The organism is Actinomadura sp. NBRC 104412, assembly GCF_030269515.1.
Taxonomy (GTDB): Bacteria; Actinomycetota; Actinomycetes; order Streptosporangiales; family Streptosporangiaceae; genus Spirillospora.
The window spans coordinates 247,867-265,629 of the sequence record NZ_BSTM01000009.1 but is presented as its reverse complement, the minus strand read 5'-3'; the positions used below and the strand labels follow the sequence as shown (position 1 = coordinate 265,629).

The window sequence follows — 17,763 nt, the reverse complement described above, 5'->3', positions numbered from 1 at the left end:
GGTGCTGTCCCGGTTGGGCGCCACGGCCCAGAACGCGCTGGAGGTCGTGCGGTTCGGCGGCCTCGACACCGAGGACGACGCGTCTCCGTTCGAGGTCGTGGCGGAGCGGCGGAACCATCGGCTGCGGCACTACTTCCCGGGTGGGAGCGGGCCCGTGGTCGTGCTGGTGCCGCCGTTGATGGTCAGCACCGAGGTGTACGACATCTCGTCCAGGGTGAGCGCCGTCGGGGTGCTGCGCGACCTGGGCGTGGATCCCTGGGTCGTGGACTTCGGGGCGCCCGAGAGGGAGCCGGGCGGGTTGGAACGTACCCTCACCGACCATGTCCTGGCGGTCAGCGAGGCCGTCGACACCGTGCGGGAGATCACGGGACGGGACGTCCATCTCGGTGGCTACTCACAGGGCGGGATGTTCTGCTACCAGGCCGCGGCCTACCGCGGGAGCGAGGGGATCGCCTCGCTGGTGACCTTCGGCAGCCCGGCCGACACGAGTGTGGGCCTGCCGTTCGGGCTGCCCGCGTGGGTGGCCGGTGAGACGGGGCGCATCCCCGACCGGCTGCTCGGAAGCTTCGCCGTGCCCGGCTGGGTGACCCGGACGGGCTTCCAGTTGCTGAGCCCCGTGAAGTCGGTGCGGAGCCGGGTGGACTTCATCCTGCGCCTGCACGACAGGGAGCGGCTCGCGCCCCGCGAGCGGCAGCGGCGGTTCCTGGAGCGTGAGGGGTGGGTCGCCTGGCCCGGCCCGGCGCTGGCGGAGTTCGTCCGGCAGTTCGTGGCGCACAACCGGATGCTGACCGGCGGGTTCGTCATCGGCGACCGGCTGGTCACGCTGGCCGACATCACCTGCCCGGTGCTGACGTTCGTGGGCGAGGTCGACGAGATCGCCTCCCCGGACATGGTGCGCGGGATCCGTCGGGCGGCGCCCCGCGCCGAGGTGTACGAGGCGTCGCTGCGCGCCGGGCATTTCGGGCTGGTGGTCGGGACGCAGGCGGTCACCCGGACGTGGCCCATGGTGGCCGGGTGGGTGAAATTCCAGGAAGGCCAGGAGGAACTGCCCGAGGGCGTGGCTCTCGGGCAGGCGTCCGCTCCCCCTGAGGGGACGGCGCAGGTCGGGTGGCAATTGGTGGCCGGGATCGGGGCCGGCGCGGTGCGGTCGGCCGCGCGGGTGGTACGGGGATCGCGGCAACTGACCTTGGAGGCCGTCCAGAACCTGCCGCGCCTCGCCCGGCTGGAAAGGATCCAAGCCGACACGCGGATGTCGCTGGGGCTGCTTCTGGACGAGCAGGCGCGGCGCGCGCCCAGCGATGTCTTCTTCCTGTATCGGGGGCGTCCCTATACGCAGGAGGCGGCCAAGAGGCGGATCGACGCCATTGTCCGTGGGCTCATCCAGGTGGGTGTGCGGCAGGGCGACGCGGTCGGGGTGCTGATGGAGACGCGGCCGACGGCGCTGGCGCTGGTGGCGGCGCTGAGCCGGCTGGGGGCCGTGGCGGTGCTGCTGCGTCCGGACGGGGAGCCGGGCAGGGAGGCGGCCCTGGGCGAGGCCGGCCGGGTGATCGCCGACCCGGGGAACGTCGGGCGCGCCCTGGAGATCGGTGGCGTGGAGGTGCTGGCGCTCGGCGGTGCGGAGGAGGGACGTGACCTGCCCGTCTTCGACATGGAGACGATCGACCCCGACGAGGTGCCGGTGCCGGGCTGGTACGAGCCCAATCCCGGGCGTGCCGGCGACACCGCGTTTGTCCTGTTCACAGGGAGCGGAGAGCATCTGCGGGCGAACCGGGTCACCAACCGCAGGTGGGCGCTGTCGGCGTTCGGGACGGCGTCGTCGGCGTCGCTGTCCCCGTCCGACACCGTCTACAGCCTGACCCCGTTGCAGCACCCGTCCGCCCTGCTGATGAGCCTGGGCGGGGCGGTCGCGGGCGGCGCGCGGCTGGCGCTGGCCAGCGCCTACGACCCCGGGACGTTCTGGGACGAGGCGCGGCGCTACGGGATCACCGTCGCCTCCTACACCTGGACGCTGCTGCGCGACCTGGTGAACGCGCCGCCGCACCCGGGTGAGCGGCACCATCCCGTCCGGCTGTTCATCGGGTCGGGTATGCCGCGCGGCCTGTGGCGGCGGGTGGAGGAGCGGTTCGCGCCCGCGCGGGTGCTGGAGTTCTACGCCTCCACCGAGGGGGAGGCGATCTTGGTCAATGTGAGCGACCGCAAGCGCGGGTCGCTGGGCCGCCCGCTGCCGGGGAGCGCCGAGGTGCGGCTGGCCCGGTACGACCTTGAGCGCGGCCGCCTGGAGGAGGGGCCGGACGGGTTCGCGGTGGAGTGCGGCCCCGACGAGATCGGGATGCTGGTCGCGCGGGTCCGGGAGGGGGAGCGGTCCGGCAGGCCGGTGCGCGGTCTGTTCGCCCCCTCCGACGCCTGGCGGGTCACCGGCGACCTGTTCCGCCGCGACGCCGACGGCGACTTCTGGCCGGTCGGGCGGGAGGCCGAGCTGATCCGCACTGCCGAGGGGATCGTGCCGCCCGGACCGGTCCGGGACGCGCTCGGCGATCTGCCGTACGTCGACGCGGTCGCGGTCTACGGCGTCCCGTCCGGGGACGCCGAGGTGGCCGTGGCGGCGGTCAGCCTGCGCGAGGGCGGCCGGCTGAAGCCGGTCGACCTGTCGGAGGCGCTGCTGCGCGTCCGCCCGGAGCTGCGGCCCGCGCTGGTCAGGGTGGTGGACGAGATCCCCGTGACGGCCGCGGGACGGGTGCGCACCGAGCCTCTGCGGGACGAGGGCGTGCCGAAGGCGTCCGACGGCCGGGCGTACTACCGGGACCGTTCGGGCGCGTACCGGCCGCTGACGGACGGCGCGCGGCGCGGGCTCGCGGCGCCGTAGCCCCTTCATGACGCCCGGGTCACCTTACGGTGCCGCACCATTCCGATGTGTCCGGTGTGTCGTTACTCTCAGAGCGGTCGAGTGTTCAATGTCGTTCTAGGTGGGAGCACGGCATGGATACGGTCGTTCACACTGCGTACGGGAAGGTGCGCGGTTCAGTCAAAGACGGGATCCGCAGCTATCTTGGGATCCCCTACGCCGCTCCGCCTTTCGGAGCCCGCCGGTTCGCGCCGCCGGGCCCTCCCGACCCCTGGGACGGGGTGCGGGACGCCACATCGTTCGGGCCGACCGCGCCCAAGCCCGGTTACCCCTCGCCCTACAACGTGCTCCTGCCCGACCCCGAGATCCCGGGCGAGGACTGCCTCAACCTGAACATCTGGGCGCCCGAGGGAGACGGGCTCCCGGTGATGGTGTGGATCCACGGCGGCGCGTTCCGTAACGGCTCGGGTTCCGTCGCCGTCTACAACGGGGCGAACTTCGCCCGCGACGGCGTGATCTGCGTGACCATCAACTACCGGCTCGGCGTGGAGGGCTTCGCGTACCTGCCGGGCGCCGCCGCGCCCGCCAACCGCGGGCTGCGCGACCAGATCGCGGCGCTGACCTGGGTCCGCGACAACATCGCGGCGTTCGGCGGCGACCCCGGCAACGTCACCGTGTTCGGCGAGTCGGCGGGCGGGATGAGCGTCAGCGCGCTGCTGTCCCTGGACCTCGGCCTGTTCCGGCGGGCGATCGCGCAGAGCGGCGCCGGCAACGTCGCCCAGACCCCCGACGACGCGCTGCTGGTCACCAAGGAGATCGCGGCCAGGCTCGGGGTGGAGCCGACCGCCGAGGGCTTCGCCGCGCTGGACCCCGACACGATCATGCCCGTGCAGACCGCGGTGTCGCAGGAGGTGGCGGCGCTGCCCGACCCCGGCCGCTGGGGCGCGTCCACCGCCTCGACCGGGATGGCGCTGATCCCCGTGGTGGACGACGACCTGCTCGCCCGCCGTCCCGAGGAGGCCGTGGCGGACGGCGCGGGACGGGACGTGGACCTGCTGGTCGGCTACACCGCCGAGGAGTTCAGGCTGTTCCTGTTCCCGACCGGGCTGGCCGGGGCGATCACGCCGGAGCTGGTCGGGGTGTCGGCGGCCGGGCTCGGCGCGCCGCCGTCCGTGGTCGCCGCCTACCGGGCGGCGCACCCGGAGCTGACCGCCGGGGAACTGCTGGCCACGCTGATCACCGACGCGCTGTTCCGCGTCCCGGCGAACCGGCTCGCCGAGGGGCACGCCGGCCGGACCTGGATGTACGAGTTCGGCTGGCGGTCGCCGATCGACGGCCTGGGCGCCTGCCACGCGCTGGAGCTGGGTTTCGTCTTCGACAACCTGGGCGCGCCGGACACCATCGAGCTCGCGGGCGAGAACCCGCCGCAGGCACTGGCCGACGTCATGCACAAGGCGTGGGTCGACTTCGCGACCCATGGCGACCCGGGCTGGCGGGCCTTCGACCCGGACGAGCGCCCGGTCAAGGTCTTCGACGGCGGGCGGAACCCGGTCGTCTTCGACCCGCGCGGCGAGGACCGCCGCCGCTGGTGAAGCGGGCGGCCCGGCCCGCGGGGGCCGGGCCGCCCGGCGGGTCAGCTTCCCAGCCGCTTGCGTCCCTGCGCGCGCAGGCGCCGCCGCTGGCTCGGGTCGAGCGCGAAGTAGGCCAGGACGGGCAGCGCGAGCGCCCCGAGCACGATCAGGGCGGCGGTCCACCAGCCCAGGATCGAGAGCAGCAGGAACAGCGCCACTCCGCCGATGAGAACCTTGATTGGGGTCGCCATCCGTTACCTCCGTACGGCCGCTCACCCTGAGAACGATCGCGCGCGGCCGGTCGTTCCACGATATATCGCGTTCCTGGCCACGGCCAGTTCAGGATGTCCCCAAAGCGGTCAAGATTGCCAGCTAGATCCGGAGGGAGAGCTGGCCGCCGCCCAGCACCCGCAGCACCTCGGCGTGCAGCCTGCCGTTCGTGCACACGACGCTGCCGCCGTCCGGTCCGGGCACGCCCGACAGATCGGTGAACATCCCGCCGGCCTCCTCCACGATCACCTGGAGCGCGGCCAGGTCCCACAGGGACACCTCCGGCTCGGTGGAGATGTCGACGGCGCCCTCGGCCACCATCATGTGCGACCAGAAGTCGCCGAACGCCCGCGTCCGCCACACCGAGCGGGTCAGGTCCAGGAACCGGTCGAGGCGCTGCTGCTCCTCCCAGCCGCTGAGGCTGGAGAACGACAGCGAGGCGTCCGACAGCTCGGTGACCTGCGACACCTGGAGCCGGGTGGCCCGCGACAGGCTGCGGCCCGTCCAGGAGCCGCCGCCGCGCGCCGCCCACCAGCGGCGGTTCAGCGCCGGGGCCGACACCAGGCCGACCACGACCTCGTCCTCCTCCATCAGCGCGATCAGCGTGGCCCACACCGGGACGCCGCGGACGAAGTTCTTGGTGGCGTCGATCGGGTCGATGATCCAGCAGCGCTGGCTGAACCCGGTGCGGCCGTACTCCTCGCCCAGCACCGCGTCCCGCGGCCTCGCCCGCTTGAGCGTGCCGCGGATCTGCTCCTCGACGCTGCGGTCGGCATCGCTGACCGGGGTCAGGTCCGGCTTGGTCTCGATGTCGAGATCGAGCGCGCGGAAACGCCTGGTCGTGATGTCGTCGGCCCCGTCCGCCAGCACATGCGCGAGACGCAGGTCATCCGAATAGCCCGCCACGACGTGCCACGCTACCGTGATCACGCCCCGCACCGACACACTTACCGGCGCCCCACGGGGTGAGGTGTGACTTTCCCGGAAACCCCGGGCGGTCGCCCGGCGACGCCGGGTGAATGGGACCATGGTCACATGGAGCACGATCTTCCCGCGTGGGTGGCCGAGCTCACCGACCCGCGCCGGGCGCGGACCGTGGACGAGCTGGCCGACCGGCTCGTCCCCCTCGCCGAGCACGCCGTCGACGTGTCCCGCCGGATGCAGGCCCTGCTCAACGAGCTGAACGACCCGTTCAGGCAGGACGCGATGCACGGGCGGGTGGAACGGCTGAAGGAGCGGTCGGGCGAGGCGCTGGACGAGATCACCGAGGAGATCGCCGCGTCCGGCCGGGAGCGGGTCGACCGGATCTGGTCGGGCTGGCGTGAACGCGTCGCCGCCGGAGGCGCGGACGGCCCGGACGAGGACGTGCTGCGCCGGCGGCTGGACGCCGACATCGTCCCGCTGGTGACGCTTCAGGCGCAGGAGGCCGCGCGGTGCGTCGCCGCCGCCACGTCCGAGGGGCTGGGCGAGGCGGCGCGCACGCTGCTCACCAGGATCGATGAGCTGGCCAAGGTCGTCACCGAGCTGATCCACGACGTGCTGCCGCTCGCGCGGGAGGGGCTGACGCTGGCCGGGCGCATCTCGGCGCTGTCGACCCGGGCGCGGCAGGCCCCGCGCGGACCCGTCCCCGACGACCTGCGGGACGAGGGTGAGGAGACGGCGCGGGCGTTCGACGAGGCGGTGGCGCGGCTGGAGCTGGAGTGGGCCGCGCTGGGCTCCCGCGCGGCCGGTGTGCGGGCGGCGCTGCGCGGCGCGGAGGAGACGGCGTTCAGCCAGGTGACCGGCACGATGACGCGGTGTGTGGAGGAACTGGCGCCCGAGCACGTGCGGGCGCTGGACGAGGCCGAGGCGCGGGCGCGGGCCTTACTTGAGGAGATCGTCGGCGGGTGATCCCCGGGATCACGCTTTGCCGACCGACTGCGGGAACCGGAAGAGTGACCGCGGGTCGTAGGCCGCCTTGACCTTGGTGAGCCGGTCGAGGTTGGCGCCGTAGTAGGCGCGGCTCCAGCCTCGCAGGTCCGGGTCCATGTAGTTGACGTAGGCGGCGCCGCCCAGATGCGGCTCCATCGCGCTGTGCGTGGCGCGCAGCCAGCCGAGGTCGTTTCCGCCCGCGTTGTACTGGACGGAGAACAGCGCGCGCCGATGCGGGAACGCGGTGTCGCCAGGGCCGACGCGCGCGATCGCGCCGCCCATCGCGTCCATGAGCACCGCCCGTCCGGGCACGCCGTTGCCCCGCGTGAACCGCGCGACCAGCGCGGCGATCGCGGTGCCGGACAACGGCCGGTACGCCATGTGCGACTTGCCCGCGTAGTCGGTGCGGGGGAACCGGCCCTCGGGACGCTGCCCGGGAAGGTCTCCCCGGGCATGGCATGCGGCGGTGGACTGCCCGGCGCAGCCTCCCGCCGCCTTCATCGCGTCCAGGTACGGGCGGCTCCGCGCGTCCCGTGCGAACGGCTCGGAGCCGACGGCCGCGACCAGGGCGCTCAGGTCCGGGTCGGCGGGCGCCACGCCGATGACCTCCACCGTGGGCGTGCCGGCCCCGGGTGCGGTGCTGAGCTGGAGACTGGTCCACACCTCGTCCGGCGCGGACGGTGCCCAGCGCTGCCAGCCGCCGATCACCGCGGCCGCCCGTGCCCACGGCCACCGCAGCGAGAACGAGGTCAGGTCGGTGGCGCGGTGGGTGCGGAAGGCGAACTCCACGGCCACGCCGAAGTTGCCGCCCCCGCCGCCCCGGCACGCCCAGAACAGGTCGGGGTCGCGGTCGGCGTCGCACGTCCGCGCCTTGCCGTCGACCGTGACGACCGTGACCGACTGCAAGACATCGCAGGTCAGGCCGTGAAGCCGGGAGAGCGGGCCCAGACCGCCGCCCAGCGTCAGCCCGGCCACGCCCACGGTCGGGCACGTGCCCGCGGGGACGCCGCCGCCCTGGAGCGCCAGCCGGTCGTACAGGTCGATGAGCCGGGCGCCCGCACCGACCACCGCGCGTCCCCCGTCCGCCCGGACGGCGTTCATCGGCGACACGTCGATGACCAGGCCGGTGCCGGTGGACCAGCCCGCGTAGTTGTGGCCGCCGCACCGCACCGCCACCGGCAGCCGCATCCGCGTCGCGAACCCGAGACATTCGGCCACGTCGTCCGGCCCGTCGCAGTAGGCGACGCCCGCCGGGCGGACGCCGTCGAAACGGGGGATGTACAACCGCCTGGCCTGGTCGTACGCGGCGTCACCCGGCCTGATCAGCCGCCCCTCCAGGCCCCGGGCCAGGGCGTTCCAGTCGGCCGGCCCGGTGGCCGCGGGCAGAGCGGAGACCGGGCCGCCGCGCCCCGCGGACGAGGGACGGGACGTGTCCGAGCACCCGGCCGTTCCGCCCGCCGCCATCGCCGCGCCCGCCGTACCGAGGGCCTTCTTCAGGAACGCGCGTCGATGCACCCGGACATTCTTACTCCATCTCCCCGCCTTCGAGGCTGGAAAGCAGACGCCGCAGGGAGTCGAGCCTGGCCCTGTCGGCGTGCCCCTCGGCCACCCACTCGTCCAGGCCGCATCCCTCCTGGAGGTGGTCGCAGTGCGGCGGGCACCGCTCGGCGGCGCCCCGCGCCAGGTCGTCGAACGCCTCGACCACCCGCGCGGGCTCGACATGGGCGAGGCCGAAGCTGCGCACGCCCGGGGTGTCGATGATCCAGCCGTCCCCGCCGGGCAGCTCCAGCGCGATCGCCGACGAGGAGGTGTGCCTGCCGCGGCCGGTGACCGCGTTGACCTGGCTCACCGCGCGCTCGGCCTCCGGTACGAGGGCGTTCACCAGGGTCGACTTGCCCACGCCCGAGTGCCCGACCATGACGCTCGTGCGTCCGGCCAGATGCCCGCGCAGCTCCTGGAGGTCGCCGCCGCGCCGCGTCACCACGTACGGGACGCCCAGCGGCGCGTACACCGCGAGCAGCTCGTCGGGACGGGCGAGGTCGGCCTTGGTGAGGCACAGCAGCGGGTCCATGCCCGTGTCGTACGCCGCGACCAGCGTGCGGTCGATCAGCCGCGGTCTCGGCTCGGGGTCGGCCAGCGCCGTCACGATCACGAGCTGGTCGGCGTTGGCCACGATCACCCGTTCGAACGGGTCGGTGTCGTCGGCGGTGCGGCGCAGCGCGGAGGCGCGCGGCTCCACCCGTACGATCCTGGCCAGCGTGTCGGGATCGCCGGAGGTGTCCCCGACCAGCGCGACCCGGTCGCCCACCACCACGCCCTTGCGGCCCAGCTCGCGGGCCCGCATCGCGGTCACCGTGCGCGTCCCGCCCTCCGCCTCCTCGACCAGGACGCGGTAACGGCCCCGGTCCACGGCGGTCACGAACCCGCCGACCGCGTCCTCGTGCGCGGGACGGCGGCGGGTGCGCGGGCGCGACCCGCGGCGCCCGGGCCGTACCCGGACGTCGTCCTCGTCGTAGTCCCTTACGCGGCGCGGCGGCAGCGTCAGCCCCTTCCCCCAGGCCCCGGCGGCTCCGGTGACGCCGTCGAGAGCATGCCGCTCCACAGGCCGGTGAAACCCGGGAGCGTCTTGCCGACGGTGGCGACATTCTCGACCTCCACGCCGGGAACGGCCAGCCCCAGCACGGCGGCGGCCATCACCATGCGGTGGTCGTCGTAGGTCCGGACCAGGCCGCCGCTCAGCGGGCGCGGCCGGATCTCCAGCCCGTCCGGCAGCTCCGTGACATCCCCGCCCAGCCCGTTGATTTCCCGGGCCAGCGCCGCCAGCCGGTCGGTCTCGTGCCCGCGCAGGTGCGCGATCCCGGTCAGCCGGGACGGGGTCTCCGCCAGCGCCGCCAGCGCCGCCAGCACGGGGGTCAGCTCCCCGACCTCGTGCAGGTCGGCCTCCAGCCCGCGTACCGTCCCGGTGCCGCGGACGGTCAGGCCGTCAGGGCCGAGGCTCACCTGCGCGCCCATCGCGGCCAGCAGCCCGCGCAGCGCGTCGCCCGGCTGCGTGGTGTCCTCGGGCCAGCCGGGGACCGTGACCCGCCCGCCGGTCACCAGCGCGGCCCCCAGGAACTGCGCCGCGTTGGACAGGTCCGGCTCGATGACCAGGTCGCGCGCCCGGATCGGTCCGGGCGCCACCTGCCACACGTTCTCCCCGGTCTCGACGGTCACGCCGCACTCGCGCAGCATCGCGACCGTCATGGCCAGATGCGGCGCCGACGGCACCGGCGGGCCCTCGTGCCGCACCTCCACGCCCTTGGCGAAGCGGGGCGCGGCCAGCAGCAGCCCCGACACGAGCTGCGAGGACCCGGACGCGTCGATCGTCACCGTGCCGCCCGCCACCGCGCCCGTGCCGCGCACCGTGAACGGCAGCGCGTCCCGTCCCTGGTCGTCGATGACCACGCCCAGATCCCGCAGCGCGCCGATGATCGGGCCCATCGGGCGTTCCCTGGCCCGGGGGTCGCCGTCGATGTCGACCGGGCCTTTGGCCAGCGCCGCCACCGGGGGGAAGAACCGCATCACCGTGCCGGCCAGGCCCACGTCCACCTGCGCGGGGCCGGTGAGCGGGCGCGGCATCACCCGCCAGTCACCGGAGGGCTCCTCGACGATCCCGACCCCGATGCCGCGCAGCGCGTCGGCCATCAGCAGCGTGTCGCGGCTGCGCAGCGGGCGGACGACCGTCCCCGGGCCGGTGGCCAGCGCCGCCAGGACCAGCGCGCGGTTGGTCATCGACTTGGAGCCGGGCAGCTCGACGGTGGCGTCCACCGGGGCGTCCGCGACCGGAGCGGACCAGTGAGTCGAGGGCATGCCGCCAGGCTATCGGGCGGACGGGGGCGGAACGCGGATCACAAGGGGCATCAGAGGGGAATGGTGAGCAGCCTGTTGCCGGTTCCCTCGATCACGACCTCGAACCTGTCGATCCGGTCGCGCGGGATCGCCGTCCCGCCATGGGTGATCAGCGGCGCCTGGGAGCCGGGCACGCCGTACCCCTTGGGCGGCACGGCCCAGCCGGTGACCACCGACCGCTCCCCGGTGGTGGACACCGCCTCCAGGCGGCACCGCAGCGGCCCGCGCACCCCGCGCAGCTCCAGGCCGACATGGGTGCCCCAGCCCTTGCTCTCCAGCCCCACGACGCCGGACGCGCCGGTCACGCCGTCGGACGCCGAATGCCGCTCACCCCAGATGACCAGGGCCTGGGCGGGTCCGTGCTGGTCGTGGCCGGGCTCGGGCGTCTCCGAGCCGCCGATCGCCGAGCCGAGGGTGACCCCGGCCGCCAGCAGCACGGTCGCGGCGGCGGCACCGATCACGTACGTGCCGCGGCGGGCGCGGCGCGCGGCCTGCCTGCGCCGCCGCATCAGCTCGATGACCTGGCCGGGCGGCTCGTCCTCCCGCCCGCCCGGCCCTGGGGCGGCCGGTGCCGCGAGAGGCCCTGGGACCGGTGCGCGGGGCGTTGCCGCCTGCGGGTCCTCGACGGCGTCGGTGAAGTCCTTGATGCCCGCCAGCGCGTGGGCCGTCCCGGTCATCTCGCGCAGCTCCGCGGCGCACGACGCGCACCCGCGCAGATGGTCCTCGAAGGCCCTGCGGTCGTCCTCTTCGAGCAGGCCAAGGGCGTAGGCGCCGACATCGGTGTGCTCGACCTGCGACGTCATGCCGTCACCCCTCTCTCCTCCAACGCGACCCGCAAGGCGCGCAACGCGTAGTAGACCCGGGACTTCACCGTACCGACCGGGATGCCCAGGACCTCGGCGGCCTGGTTGACCGTCCGGTCGCGCAGCACCGTCTCGGTCAGCACCTCCCGGTGCGGGGCCGACAGGGCGCGCAGCGCGTCGGCGACCACCACCTTGCGCAGCAGCCCGTCCATCTCGTCCGCCATGGGAAGGTTCTCCAGCGCCGCGTCGCCCACTTCCGGCGGCCGGACCTCGCGGGACCGCCGATGGTCGATGACGATACGGCGGGAGACGGTCGCGAGCCAGGGCATCAGCGAGGCCGACGTGGCGTCCAGCCGGTCGGCGCTGCGCCAGGCACGGATCATGGTCTCCTGGACGACGTCCTCGGCCCACTGCCGGTCCCCGGCCGTCAGCCGCAGCACGAAGGCGAGCAGGGGACGGTGGTACTCGCGGTACAGCTCGCCGATGAGCCGTTCGTCGTCGGTCTCGGACGCCGGCCGGGGGCGGCGGATCAGGCTCCGCAGCCCGCCGGCCGCGCGCCCGGCCGTTCCTGGTGCTGCCATGGCCGGGCGTCTCCATGGGTCGGGGGGTTCCCGGATGGCCGGGTAAGCCCTGGGGATGACGGGGCGGTCAGCAGGCAGTACGGACCCGATCCGGGCCCGGTTCAATCCTCTTGAGGCTTTGTTAAGGCTCTCTTTGGAAACCCTGCGGCGGGTGCGTCCCGTGCGACGGGTGATCCCAGGACGGCCGGATCAGTGGGTGAGCGCCTTGGCCGCCTGGCGGCCGCGTTCCCTGGCCATGGACGCGGCCTTCATCCCGGTGGCGGACGCCTTCGTCCCCGCCGGGCCGGCGACCTTGGCGATCCGGGCGACCGAGGCCATGCCGGACATCCGCCCGCGGCGCTTCCCGCGTCCGGACAAGGCCATCGTGTTCATGCCGCCCTTCATGCGGGGGAGCCCCCCACCCTTGCTCCGGCCGCCGGCCTTTCTCATGGCGGCCCGCCGGCCGATGCCGGCGGCCTTCGCCATGATGAGGACCTTGCCGACCTTCACGGCCCCGCCCATCCCGGCGGTCCTGCCCTTGCCCGCCGCCTTGGCCGCCTTGACGGCGGCGCGCGAGGCGATCGCGGAGCCCGGCGTGCCATGGCGGCGGGCCTTCCGGAAACGGCGGGCGGCCTCGCGGCGGACGTTCCTGAGCTCGGCGGCCCGCTCCCGGCGCATGGCCCGGGTCTCGGCGGCGGCCCTGGTCCGCGCCTCCTTGACGGCCCGCCGCATGTCGGCGGTGCGGGCCGCGCGGCGCGGCTCGGTCGCGACCATCAGCAGAGCGCCCAGCAGGCTCGCGTTCTTCAGCAGGTGCGAGCGCTCGTTGTCCCGCCGCTCGGGGTCGTCCTCGGTCCAGAAGCGGTGCTCGGTGGCCACCGCCGGCACGAGCTGCGCCGCGAGCATCAGGGAGGTCAACCGGCCGAACCGGCCGGTCAGCAGCAGCATCCCGGTGCCCAGGCTGATCGCGCCCTCGATGCGCACCAGGGTCTCGGGGTCCTTGGGCAGCCACTCCACCCGGTCGGCGACCGGCTTGACGGCGGGCCCCACCCGCTCGGCGCGGCGGCCCGGGTCGCGGAGGGTTTCCAGCCCGGTGATGATGTACGGCGCCGCCACGAGGGGGCGGGCCAGGGTCGTGATGGGTCGCATGCGGGCTACATGCCCATCGCTTTTCATGTCAAGCACCGCAGGGCGCGGCCTGGAACCGCGCGATCCGCCGTGGGGCGGCGGCTTCGGCGGCGAAGGGGCAGGATGGAGGCATGTGCGGTCGATACGCCACGGCCAGGGCGCGCCAGGAACTGCTCGACGAGTTCCAGGTGCAGCTCGACGCCGTCGAGAATGATCTGCAGCCCGACTACAACGTCGCCCCGACCAAGCAGGTGCCCGCGGTCCTCACCCGCGTCCCGAAGGACGCCAAGGACCAGGCGGGCGAGTCGGCTGGGGAGGAGGAGGCGGTCCGCCAGTTGCGGACGCTGCGCTGGGGACTGGTGCCGTCCTGGGCCAAGGACCTCTCTATCGGCAGCCGGATGATCAATGCCCGGATGGAGACGGTGCACGAGAAGGCGTCGTTCCGCCGCGCCTTCGCCAAGCGCCGCTGCCTGCTGCCCGCCGACGGCTACTTCGAGTGGTACACGGTCCAGGACCAGGGGGACGGGCCGGCCGCCGATCCGGACCAGAAGGGCGGCAAGGGCGGCAAGGGCAGGAAGAAGCCGCAGAAGCAGCCCTTCTTCATCCGTCCCAAGGACGGCGGGGTGATGGCCATGGCCGGGCTGTACGAGCTGTGGAAGGACCCCGAGACCGGCGAGTGGGTCTGGACCTGCACCGTGATCACCACCGACGCCCCGGACGACCTGGGCAGGATCCATGACCGGATGCCGATGATCGTGGAACGGGAGCGCTGGGACGCCTGGCTGGACCCTGCCCTCACCGACACCGAGACGGTGCGCGGCCTGCTGGTGCCCGCGATGGCCGGGACGATGGACGCCTATCCGGTATCCAAGGCGGTCAACAACGTGAGAAACAACGGGCCAGAACTCATAAAACCCTCGACAAACGGGGATAGTTCCGGCAACCATTCCGACACCCTGTTCTGACCGCCGGTCCTTCCGGTGGCCGGACGGCGAGGCCCCCTTGCCCGGGGCGTACCGGAAGGAGTTCCGGCACCGTGGACACCGCCACCGCCCGCGTCAGGCTTGAGGCCATGCTCGCCGACCTGGACCGTTCGATCGCGATCCTCAAGGGCGAGCATCCCGGGCGCGAGCACTCCGCGGCGGACGCCGGGGCCGGCCTCACCGAGGGCGACCGTGTGGAGGCGGCGCTGAGCTCCCTCCAGCGCCACAGGGCGGCGGTGGACGCGGCGCTGGCCAGGATCGCCGCGGGCACCTACGGCCGGTGCCTGGGCTGCGGCAAGCCGGTGCCCGAAGGCCGCCTGGAGGCCCGCCCCGACGCCGCGCGCTGCGTGACCTGCCAGGCCAAGTACGACAGGGCCATGAGGTGAGCGGCTCAGGCCGGGCGGCGGGCGCTGGCCAGCAGATGGACCCCCAGTGAGTCGTCGTTCATCGGCGCGCTCAGCTCGGTCCGCACGAGTCTCGGCAGGGCGCGGGGAGAGGCCGTCAGGACATGCTCCACGGTGGACGGTGACAGGACGGTGCGGGGGCGGATCCACTCGACCTCCAGACCGGCCTCCGTCAGCAGCTCGCGGAGCTGGTCGGCCCAGAAGCAGCGGGTGATGGTGCCGTCCGGCCAGGGGACGAGGAGCACCTCGGCGCTCGGCACGTCCGACAGGTGCGCCCAGTAGTTCTGCTCGGCCAGCAGCGCCATGCCGAGGGTCAGCGAGTCCACCGACAGCAGCACCCGGCCTCCCGGCCGCAGCACCCGGGCGATCTCGGCGACCGCGGCCTCGGTCACCAGGTGCCGGGACAGCACCCGGTTCTCGGCGATGACCGCGTCGATCGAGGCGTCGGTCAGGAAGCGCAGGGACCCCGAATCGGCGATCACGCGGCGGCGGTTCGTCCCACGGGTCTCGGCGGCATCGGCCGCCCCGCCCCCAGCAGCGGGCCGCGCGGGGGGCGGTCCGTAGCCTGCGGGAAGGACCTTGCCGATGGCGGCCGGGCTTGTGCCGTTGGCCTGGGCTCCGTTCCCGGCCTTCCCGTCGGGGGCGAGGGCGGTGGGGCGATGGCGGCCCAAATGAGGGTCCACGACCTCGATCACGCGGTGCCCGGCCGCCGCGGCCTGGGCGCCGCTGCGGACCGTCCCGCCCGCCAGGTCGAGGACGCGCGAGGGACGCCGCGGCAGCCAGCGGGCGAGCTGTGCCGCGGCGACCGCCCAGTAGAACCTCCAGTAGAGCGCAAGGGAGCCGTCGTCGCCCGGGGTGTCCCGCAGGCTGGCGACGGAGGGCTCGGGAGGTCGCGCCGGCACGAGCAACGGTTGCTCCTGTTCTCGCCGTGTATCTCACTTCTTCCCCCTTGGAGGCTGGACATCACCCTCCGTGCAGTTCGGGATGAGATGACCTTCGTTCCGGCGCCGGGAATCGAACGGACCCCGCCGGTGTTGCACCGTCTCGTATAGCCCGCGCGGCGCGCACCTGAACACCCTGACCGCTCCGAACCACGAACCACCCCGAACCGACAAGGGGGGACGGGGTTCGCGGCCACGAAGGTGATGGCCGGGCCGGCGCGCGGCACGAGAACACTCGCTCCAGCGGAGGTGCGACCACATGACCTCGTCCGTCGCCTTGCCCGATCAGCGGGGGCTCGCGTCGCCGTCGCGCGGCGATGGCGCGCGGCCCGGCGGCGTGATGAGGAGCCGCGGCCCGATATCGTCTGTGAGGTACGGCGCCGACGGCGCCGCCACAGCCGAGGAGGTGGGTCAGGTACCGAGCACCACGGAGACCGTGGAGCAGCGCCAGGAGCGCTTCCAGCGCGACGTGCTCCCGTTCTTGGACCAGCTGTACTCGGCCGCGTTGCGGATGACCCGCAACCCGGCGGACGCGGAGGATCTCGTCCAGGAGACCTTCGCCAAGGCGTTCGCGTCCTTCCACCAGTTCAAGGAGGGCACGAACCTGAAGGCGTGGCTCTACCGGATCCTGACCAACACCTTCATCAACTCCTACCGCAAGCGCCAGCGGCAGCCGCAGCAGGCGGCCACCGAGGAGATCGAGGACTGGCAGCTCGCGCGCGCGGAGTCGCACACCTCCAGCGGCCTGAAGTCGGCCGAGGCCGAGGCGCTGGAGCACCTGCCCGACACCGATGTGAAGCGCGCCCTGCAGGACCTGCCCGAGGAGTTCCGGATCGCGGTGTACCTCGCCGACGTCGAGGGCTTCGCCTACAAGGAGATCGCCGAGATCATGGGGACGCCGATCGGGACAGTGATGTCGCGTTTGCACCGCGGGCGGCGGCAGCTTCGCGGCATGCTTGAGGACTACGCCCGGGAGCGCGGCCTGTCCCGGGCGACCGGGAAGGGTGAGTGAGCCATGAGCTGTGGCGACCACCACGAGACGCCGTGTGAGGAAGTCCTGGCCCGCGTCTACACGTATCTGGACGGCGAGCTGGACCAGGGCGGTTGCGGCGAGGTGCGGCAGCACCTGGAGGAGTGCGGCCCCTGCCTGCGCGAGTACGACCTCGAAGAGGCCGTGAAGAAGCTGGTGGGCAAGAGCTGCGGCTCCGAACCGGTACCCGAGGACCTGCGCGCCAAGGTACTGGGGAAGATCGAGCAGATCTGCGGCGAGATCAAGTCGGCCGAGGCGGCGGGCCGGTCCTCCGGCCAGCTCTGACGGCCGCGCGTCCGGCCCCGGCCGGGTCCGGTCCCTCGGCGCGCCCGCGTGCCCGCGGGGCGTCGGTATCGTGCTGTGCGTGCGCGTTCTCGTGACCGGCGCGGCCGGCTTCATCGGATCCCATCTCGCCGACCGGCTGATCGCCGACGGTCACGAGGTGATCGGGCTGGACGACCTGTCCTCGGGCGCCAACCTCCGTCCCGGCGTGGAGCTCTGGCGGATGGACGTGGCCGACCCCGCGCTGAGGGAGCGGGTCGCCGCGCGTCCGCCCGAGGTGATCTGCCATCTGGCGGCCCAGGTCAGCGTGCGCGCCAGCGTCGCGGACCCGCTGGGCGACGCCCGCACCAATGTGATCGGCACCGTGAACGTCCTGGAGGCGGCGCGCGCCGCGGGCACCCGCAAGGTCGTCTTCACCTCCAGTTGCGCCGTCTATGGCGTCCCCGACGCGCTGCCCGTCCCGGCCGAGGCCGAGCTGCGCCCCGCCTCGCCGTACGCGGCGTCCAAGGTCACCGGCGAGGTCTACACCCGCGCCTACCACGCGCTGCACGGCCTGGACTTCACCATCCTGACGCTGGCCAACGTGTACGGGCCGCGGCAGACCCCGGACGGCGAGGCGGGCGTCATCTCGATCTTCACCGACGCGCTGCTGGCCGGGCGCCCCACCCGCGTCTTCGGGGACGGCAAGCAGACCCGCGACTACGTCTACGTCCTGGACGTGGTGGACGCCTTCGCCCGCGCCACCGGCGAGCGCGGCGGGGGCGGCCGGTACAACGTCGGCACCGGGCTCCAGACCACCGACCGCGACCTGCACACCCTGGTCGCCGCGGCCGCCGGGGCACCGGACGAGCCCGACTTCGCCCCGCCCCGCCTCGGCGACCTGCCCGCGATGGCGGTCGACCCGTCCACCACGGCCGCCGACCTCGGCTGGACGCCCCGCACGGCGCTGCCCGAGGGACTGGCCGAGACCGTGGCCTGGGCACGCGAGCGCGCGGCGCGCTCCTGAGCCGGGCGTCCGGGCCGTTCCGCCACGTTCACCCCTGGTGGTGATCGGTTCACGCTTTGCTCACGATTCTCCGCATGCCTGTGTGGCCTGTGCAGCTCGCGTTAGTCTTGTGCCGATTCGACGACGGGAACAGCAGGCGTGCCCGGA

At 73.6% G+C, this 17,763-nt stretch carries 17 protein-coding genes; 8 read left to right on the top strand and 9 right to left on the bottom strand.

All coding sequences use genetic code 11. The features are described 5' to 3' along the window. Window position 1: 1 nt before the first annotated feature. Together QSK21_RS14650 and QSK21_RS14645 are read left to right on the top strand one after the other, a co-directional pair. A complete protein-coding gene (locus tag QSK21_RS14650) occupies window positions 2–2,863 on the top strand; it encodes an AMP-binding protein (RefSeq protein WP_285696251.1) in 2,862 nt (953 codons plus the stop codon). A 113-nt stretch (window positions 2,864–2,976) separates the two neighbouring features. Then, on the top strand, window positions 2,977–4,434 hold the full coding sequence (locus QSK21_RS14645; protein WP_285696250.1) for a carboxylesterase/lipase family protein: 1,458 nt from the start codon (window positions 2,977–2,979) through the stop codon (window positions 4,432–4,434). 41 nt (window positions 4,435–4,475) lie between these two features. Here QSK21_RS14645 and QSK21_RS14640 read toward each other — a convergent pair whose 3' ends face one another. Then, complete coding sequence (locus QSK21_RS14640; protein WP_285696249.1) at window positions 4,476–4,664, bottom strand: tail-anchor membrane protein; 189 nt, start codon at window positions 4,662–4,664, stop codon at window positions 4,476–4,478. A gap of 121 nt (window positions 4,665–4,785) precedes the next feature. After that, on the bottom strand, window positions 4,786–5,589 hold the full coding sequence (hisN, locus tag QSK21_RS14635; protein WP_285696277.1) for a histidinol-phosphatase: 804 nt from the start codon (window positions 5,587–5,589) through the stop codon (window positions 4,786–4,788). Between the two features lie 129 nt (window positions 5,590–5,718). Here hisN and QSK21_RS14630 point away from each other — a divergent pair, with 129 nt between their 5' ends. Further along, window positions 5,719–6,573, top strand: a complete 855-nt coding sequence (locus QSK21_RS14630) for a coiled-coil domain-containing protein (RefSeq protein ID WP_285696248.1) — start codon at window positions 5,719–5,721, stop codon at window positions 6,571–6,573. Window positions 6,574–6,582: 9 nt separating this feature from the next. On the opposite strand, the gene QSK21_RS14625 is transcribed toward QSK21_RS14630, so the two are convergent. The 6 genes from QSK21_RS14625 to QSK21_RS14600 form a co-directional block, all read right to left on the bottom strand. Then, entirely contained in the window at window positions 6,583–8,109 is a 1,527-nt protein-coding gene (locus tag QSK21_RS14625; protein WP_285696247.1) for an FAD-binding oxidoreductase, read from the bottom strand. Window positions 8,110–8,119: 10 nt separating this feature from the next. After that, complete coding sequence (gene rsgA / locus QSK21_RS14620; protein ID WP_502871563.1) at window positions 8,120–9,133, bottom strand: ribosome small subunit-dependent GTPase A; 1,014 nt, start codon at window positions 9,131–9,133, stop codon at window positions 8,120–8,122. A gap of 2 nt (window positions 9,134–9,135) precedes the next feature. Beyond that, the gene (gene aroA / locus QSK21_RS14615; protein WP_285696246.1) at window positions 9,136–10,443 is read right to left on the bottom strand and encodes a 3-phosphoshikimate 1-carboxyvinyltransferase; all 1,308 of its coding nucleotides are present in this window, start codon (window positions 10,441–10,443) and stop codon (window positions 9,136–9,138) included. A gap of 50 nt (window positions 10,444–10,493) precedes the next feature. Further along, window positions 10,494–11,285 carry an anti-sigma factor family protein gene (locus tag QSK21_RS14610; protein ID WP_285696245.1) on the bottom strand — a complete coding sequence of 264 codons (792 nt, stop codon included), beginning with the start codon at window positions 11,283–11,285 and terminating at the stop codon, window positions 10,494–10,496. After that, entirely contained in the window at window positions 11,282–11,866 is a 585-nt protein-coding gene (locus tag QSK21_RS14605) for a sigma-70 family RNA polymerase sigma factor (RefSeq protein ID WP_285696244.1), read from the bottom strand. The genes QSK21_RS14610 and QSK21_RS14605 overlap by 4 nt, the downstream gene beginning before the upstream one ends. Before the next feature lie 189 nt (window positions 11,867–12,055). Further along, window positions 12,056–12,991: a DoxX family protein gene (locus QSK21_RS14600; protein ID WP_285696243.1), complete on the bottom strand. Its 936-nt coding sequence runs from the start codon at window positions 12,989–12,991 to the stop codon at window positions 12,056–12,058. A 110-nt stretch (window positions 12,992–13,101) separates the two neighbouring features. Between QSK21_RS14600 and QSK21_RS14595 the strand changes: the two genes are divergently transcribed. Both QSK21_RS14595 and QSK21_RS14590 read left to right on the top strand, forming a co-directional pair. Next, window positions 13,102–13,935 (top strand): SOS response-associated peptidase, encoded by an 834-nt coding sequence (locus tag QSK21_RS14595; RefSeq protein ID WP_285696242.1) that lies wholly within the window; start codon window positions 13,102–13,104, stop codon window positions 13,933–13,935. A gap of 71 nt (window positions 13,936–14,006) precedes the next feature. Next, window positions 14,007–14,339 (top strand): TraR/DksA family transcriptional regulator, encoded by a 333-nt coding sequence (locus tag QSK21_RS14590; protein WP_285696241.1) that lies wholly within the window; start codon window positions 14,007–14,009, stop codon window positions 14,337–14,339. Between the two features lie 5 nt (window positions 14,340–14,344). Here the strand turns inward: QSK21_RS14590 and QSK21_RS14585 are convergent, their stop codons facing one another. Further along, on the bottom strand, window positions 14,345–15,259 hold the full coding sequence (locus QSK21_RS14585; RefSeq protein WP_285696240.1) for a class I SAM-dependent methyltransferase: 915 nt from the start codon (window positions 15,257–15,259) through the stop codon (window positions 14,345–14,347). Between the two features lie 445 nt (window positions 15,260–15,704). On the opposite strand from QSK21_RS14585, the gene QSK21_RS14580 reads away from it, so the two are divergent. The 3 genes from QSK21_RS14580 to QSK21_RS14570 all read left to right on the top strand — a co-directional run bounded on the left by QSK21_RS14580 (window position 15,705) and on the right by QSK21_RS14570 (window position 17,616). Then, entirely contained in the window at window positions 15,705–16,310 is a 606-nt protein-coding gene (locus tag QSK21_RS14580; protein WP_285696275.1) for a sigma-70 family RNA polymerase sigma factor, read from the top strand. A 3-nt stretch (window positions 16,311–16,313) separates the two neighbouring features. Beyond that, window positions 16,314–16,613, top strand: coding sequence for a mycothiol system anti-sigma-R factor (gene rsrA / locus QSK21_RS14575; RefSeq protein WP_285696239.1), 300 nt, complete (start codon window positions 16,314–16,316; stop codon window positions 16,611–16,613). Window positions 16,614–16,692: 79 nt separating this feature from the next. Next, entirely contained in the window at window positions 16,693–17,616 is a 924-nt protein-coding gene (locus QSK21_RS14570) for an NAD-dependent epimerase/dehydratase family protein (protein ID WP_285696238.1), read from the top strand. Window positions 17,617–17,763 lie beyond the last annotated feature (147 nt).

Bases quoted from the DNA above. Each gene is read 5' to 3' on its own strand.
- QSK21_RS14595 (WP_285696242.1), top strand. From the start codon at position 13,102: ATGTGCGGTCGATACGCCACGGCCAGGGCGCGCCAGGAACTGCTCGAC.
- QSK21_RS14605 (WP_285696244.1), bottom strand. From the start codon at position 11,866: ATGGCAGCACCAGGAACGGCCGGGCGCGCGGCCGGCGGGCTGCGGAGC.
- rsrA (WP_285696239.1), top strand. From the start codon at position 16,314: ATGAGCTGTGGCGACCACCACGAGACGCCGTGTGAGGAAGTCCTGGCC.
- QSK21_RS14630 (WP_285696248.1), top strand. From the start codon at position 5,719: ATGGAGCACGATCTTCCCGCGTGGGTGGCCGAGCTCACCGACCCGCGC.
- aroA (WP_285696246.1), bottom strand. From the start codon at position 10,443: ATGCCCTCGACTCACTGGTCCGCTCCGGTCGCGGACGCCCCGGTGGAC.
- QSK21_RS14640 (WP_285696249.1), bottom strand. From the start codon at position 4,664: ATGGCGACCCCAATCAAGGTTCTCATCGGCGGAGTGGCGCTGTTCCTG.
- QSK21_RS14610 (WP_285696245.1), bottom strand. From the start codon at position 11,285: ATGACGTCGCAGGTCGAGCACACCGATGTCGGCGCCTACGCCCTTGGC.
- QSK21_RS14645 (WP_285696250.1), top strand. From the start codon at position 2,977: ATGGATACGGTCGTTCACACTGCGTACGGGAAGGTGCGCGGTTCAGTC.
- QSK21_RS14600 (WP_285696243.1), bottom strand. From the start codon at position 12,991: ATGCGACCCATCACGACCCTGGCCCGCCCCCTCGTGGCGGCGCCGTAC.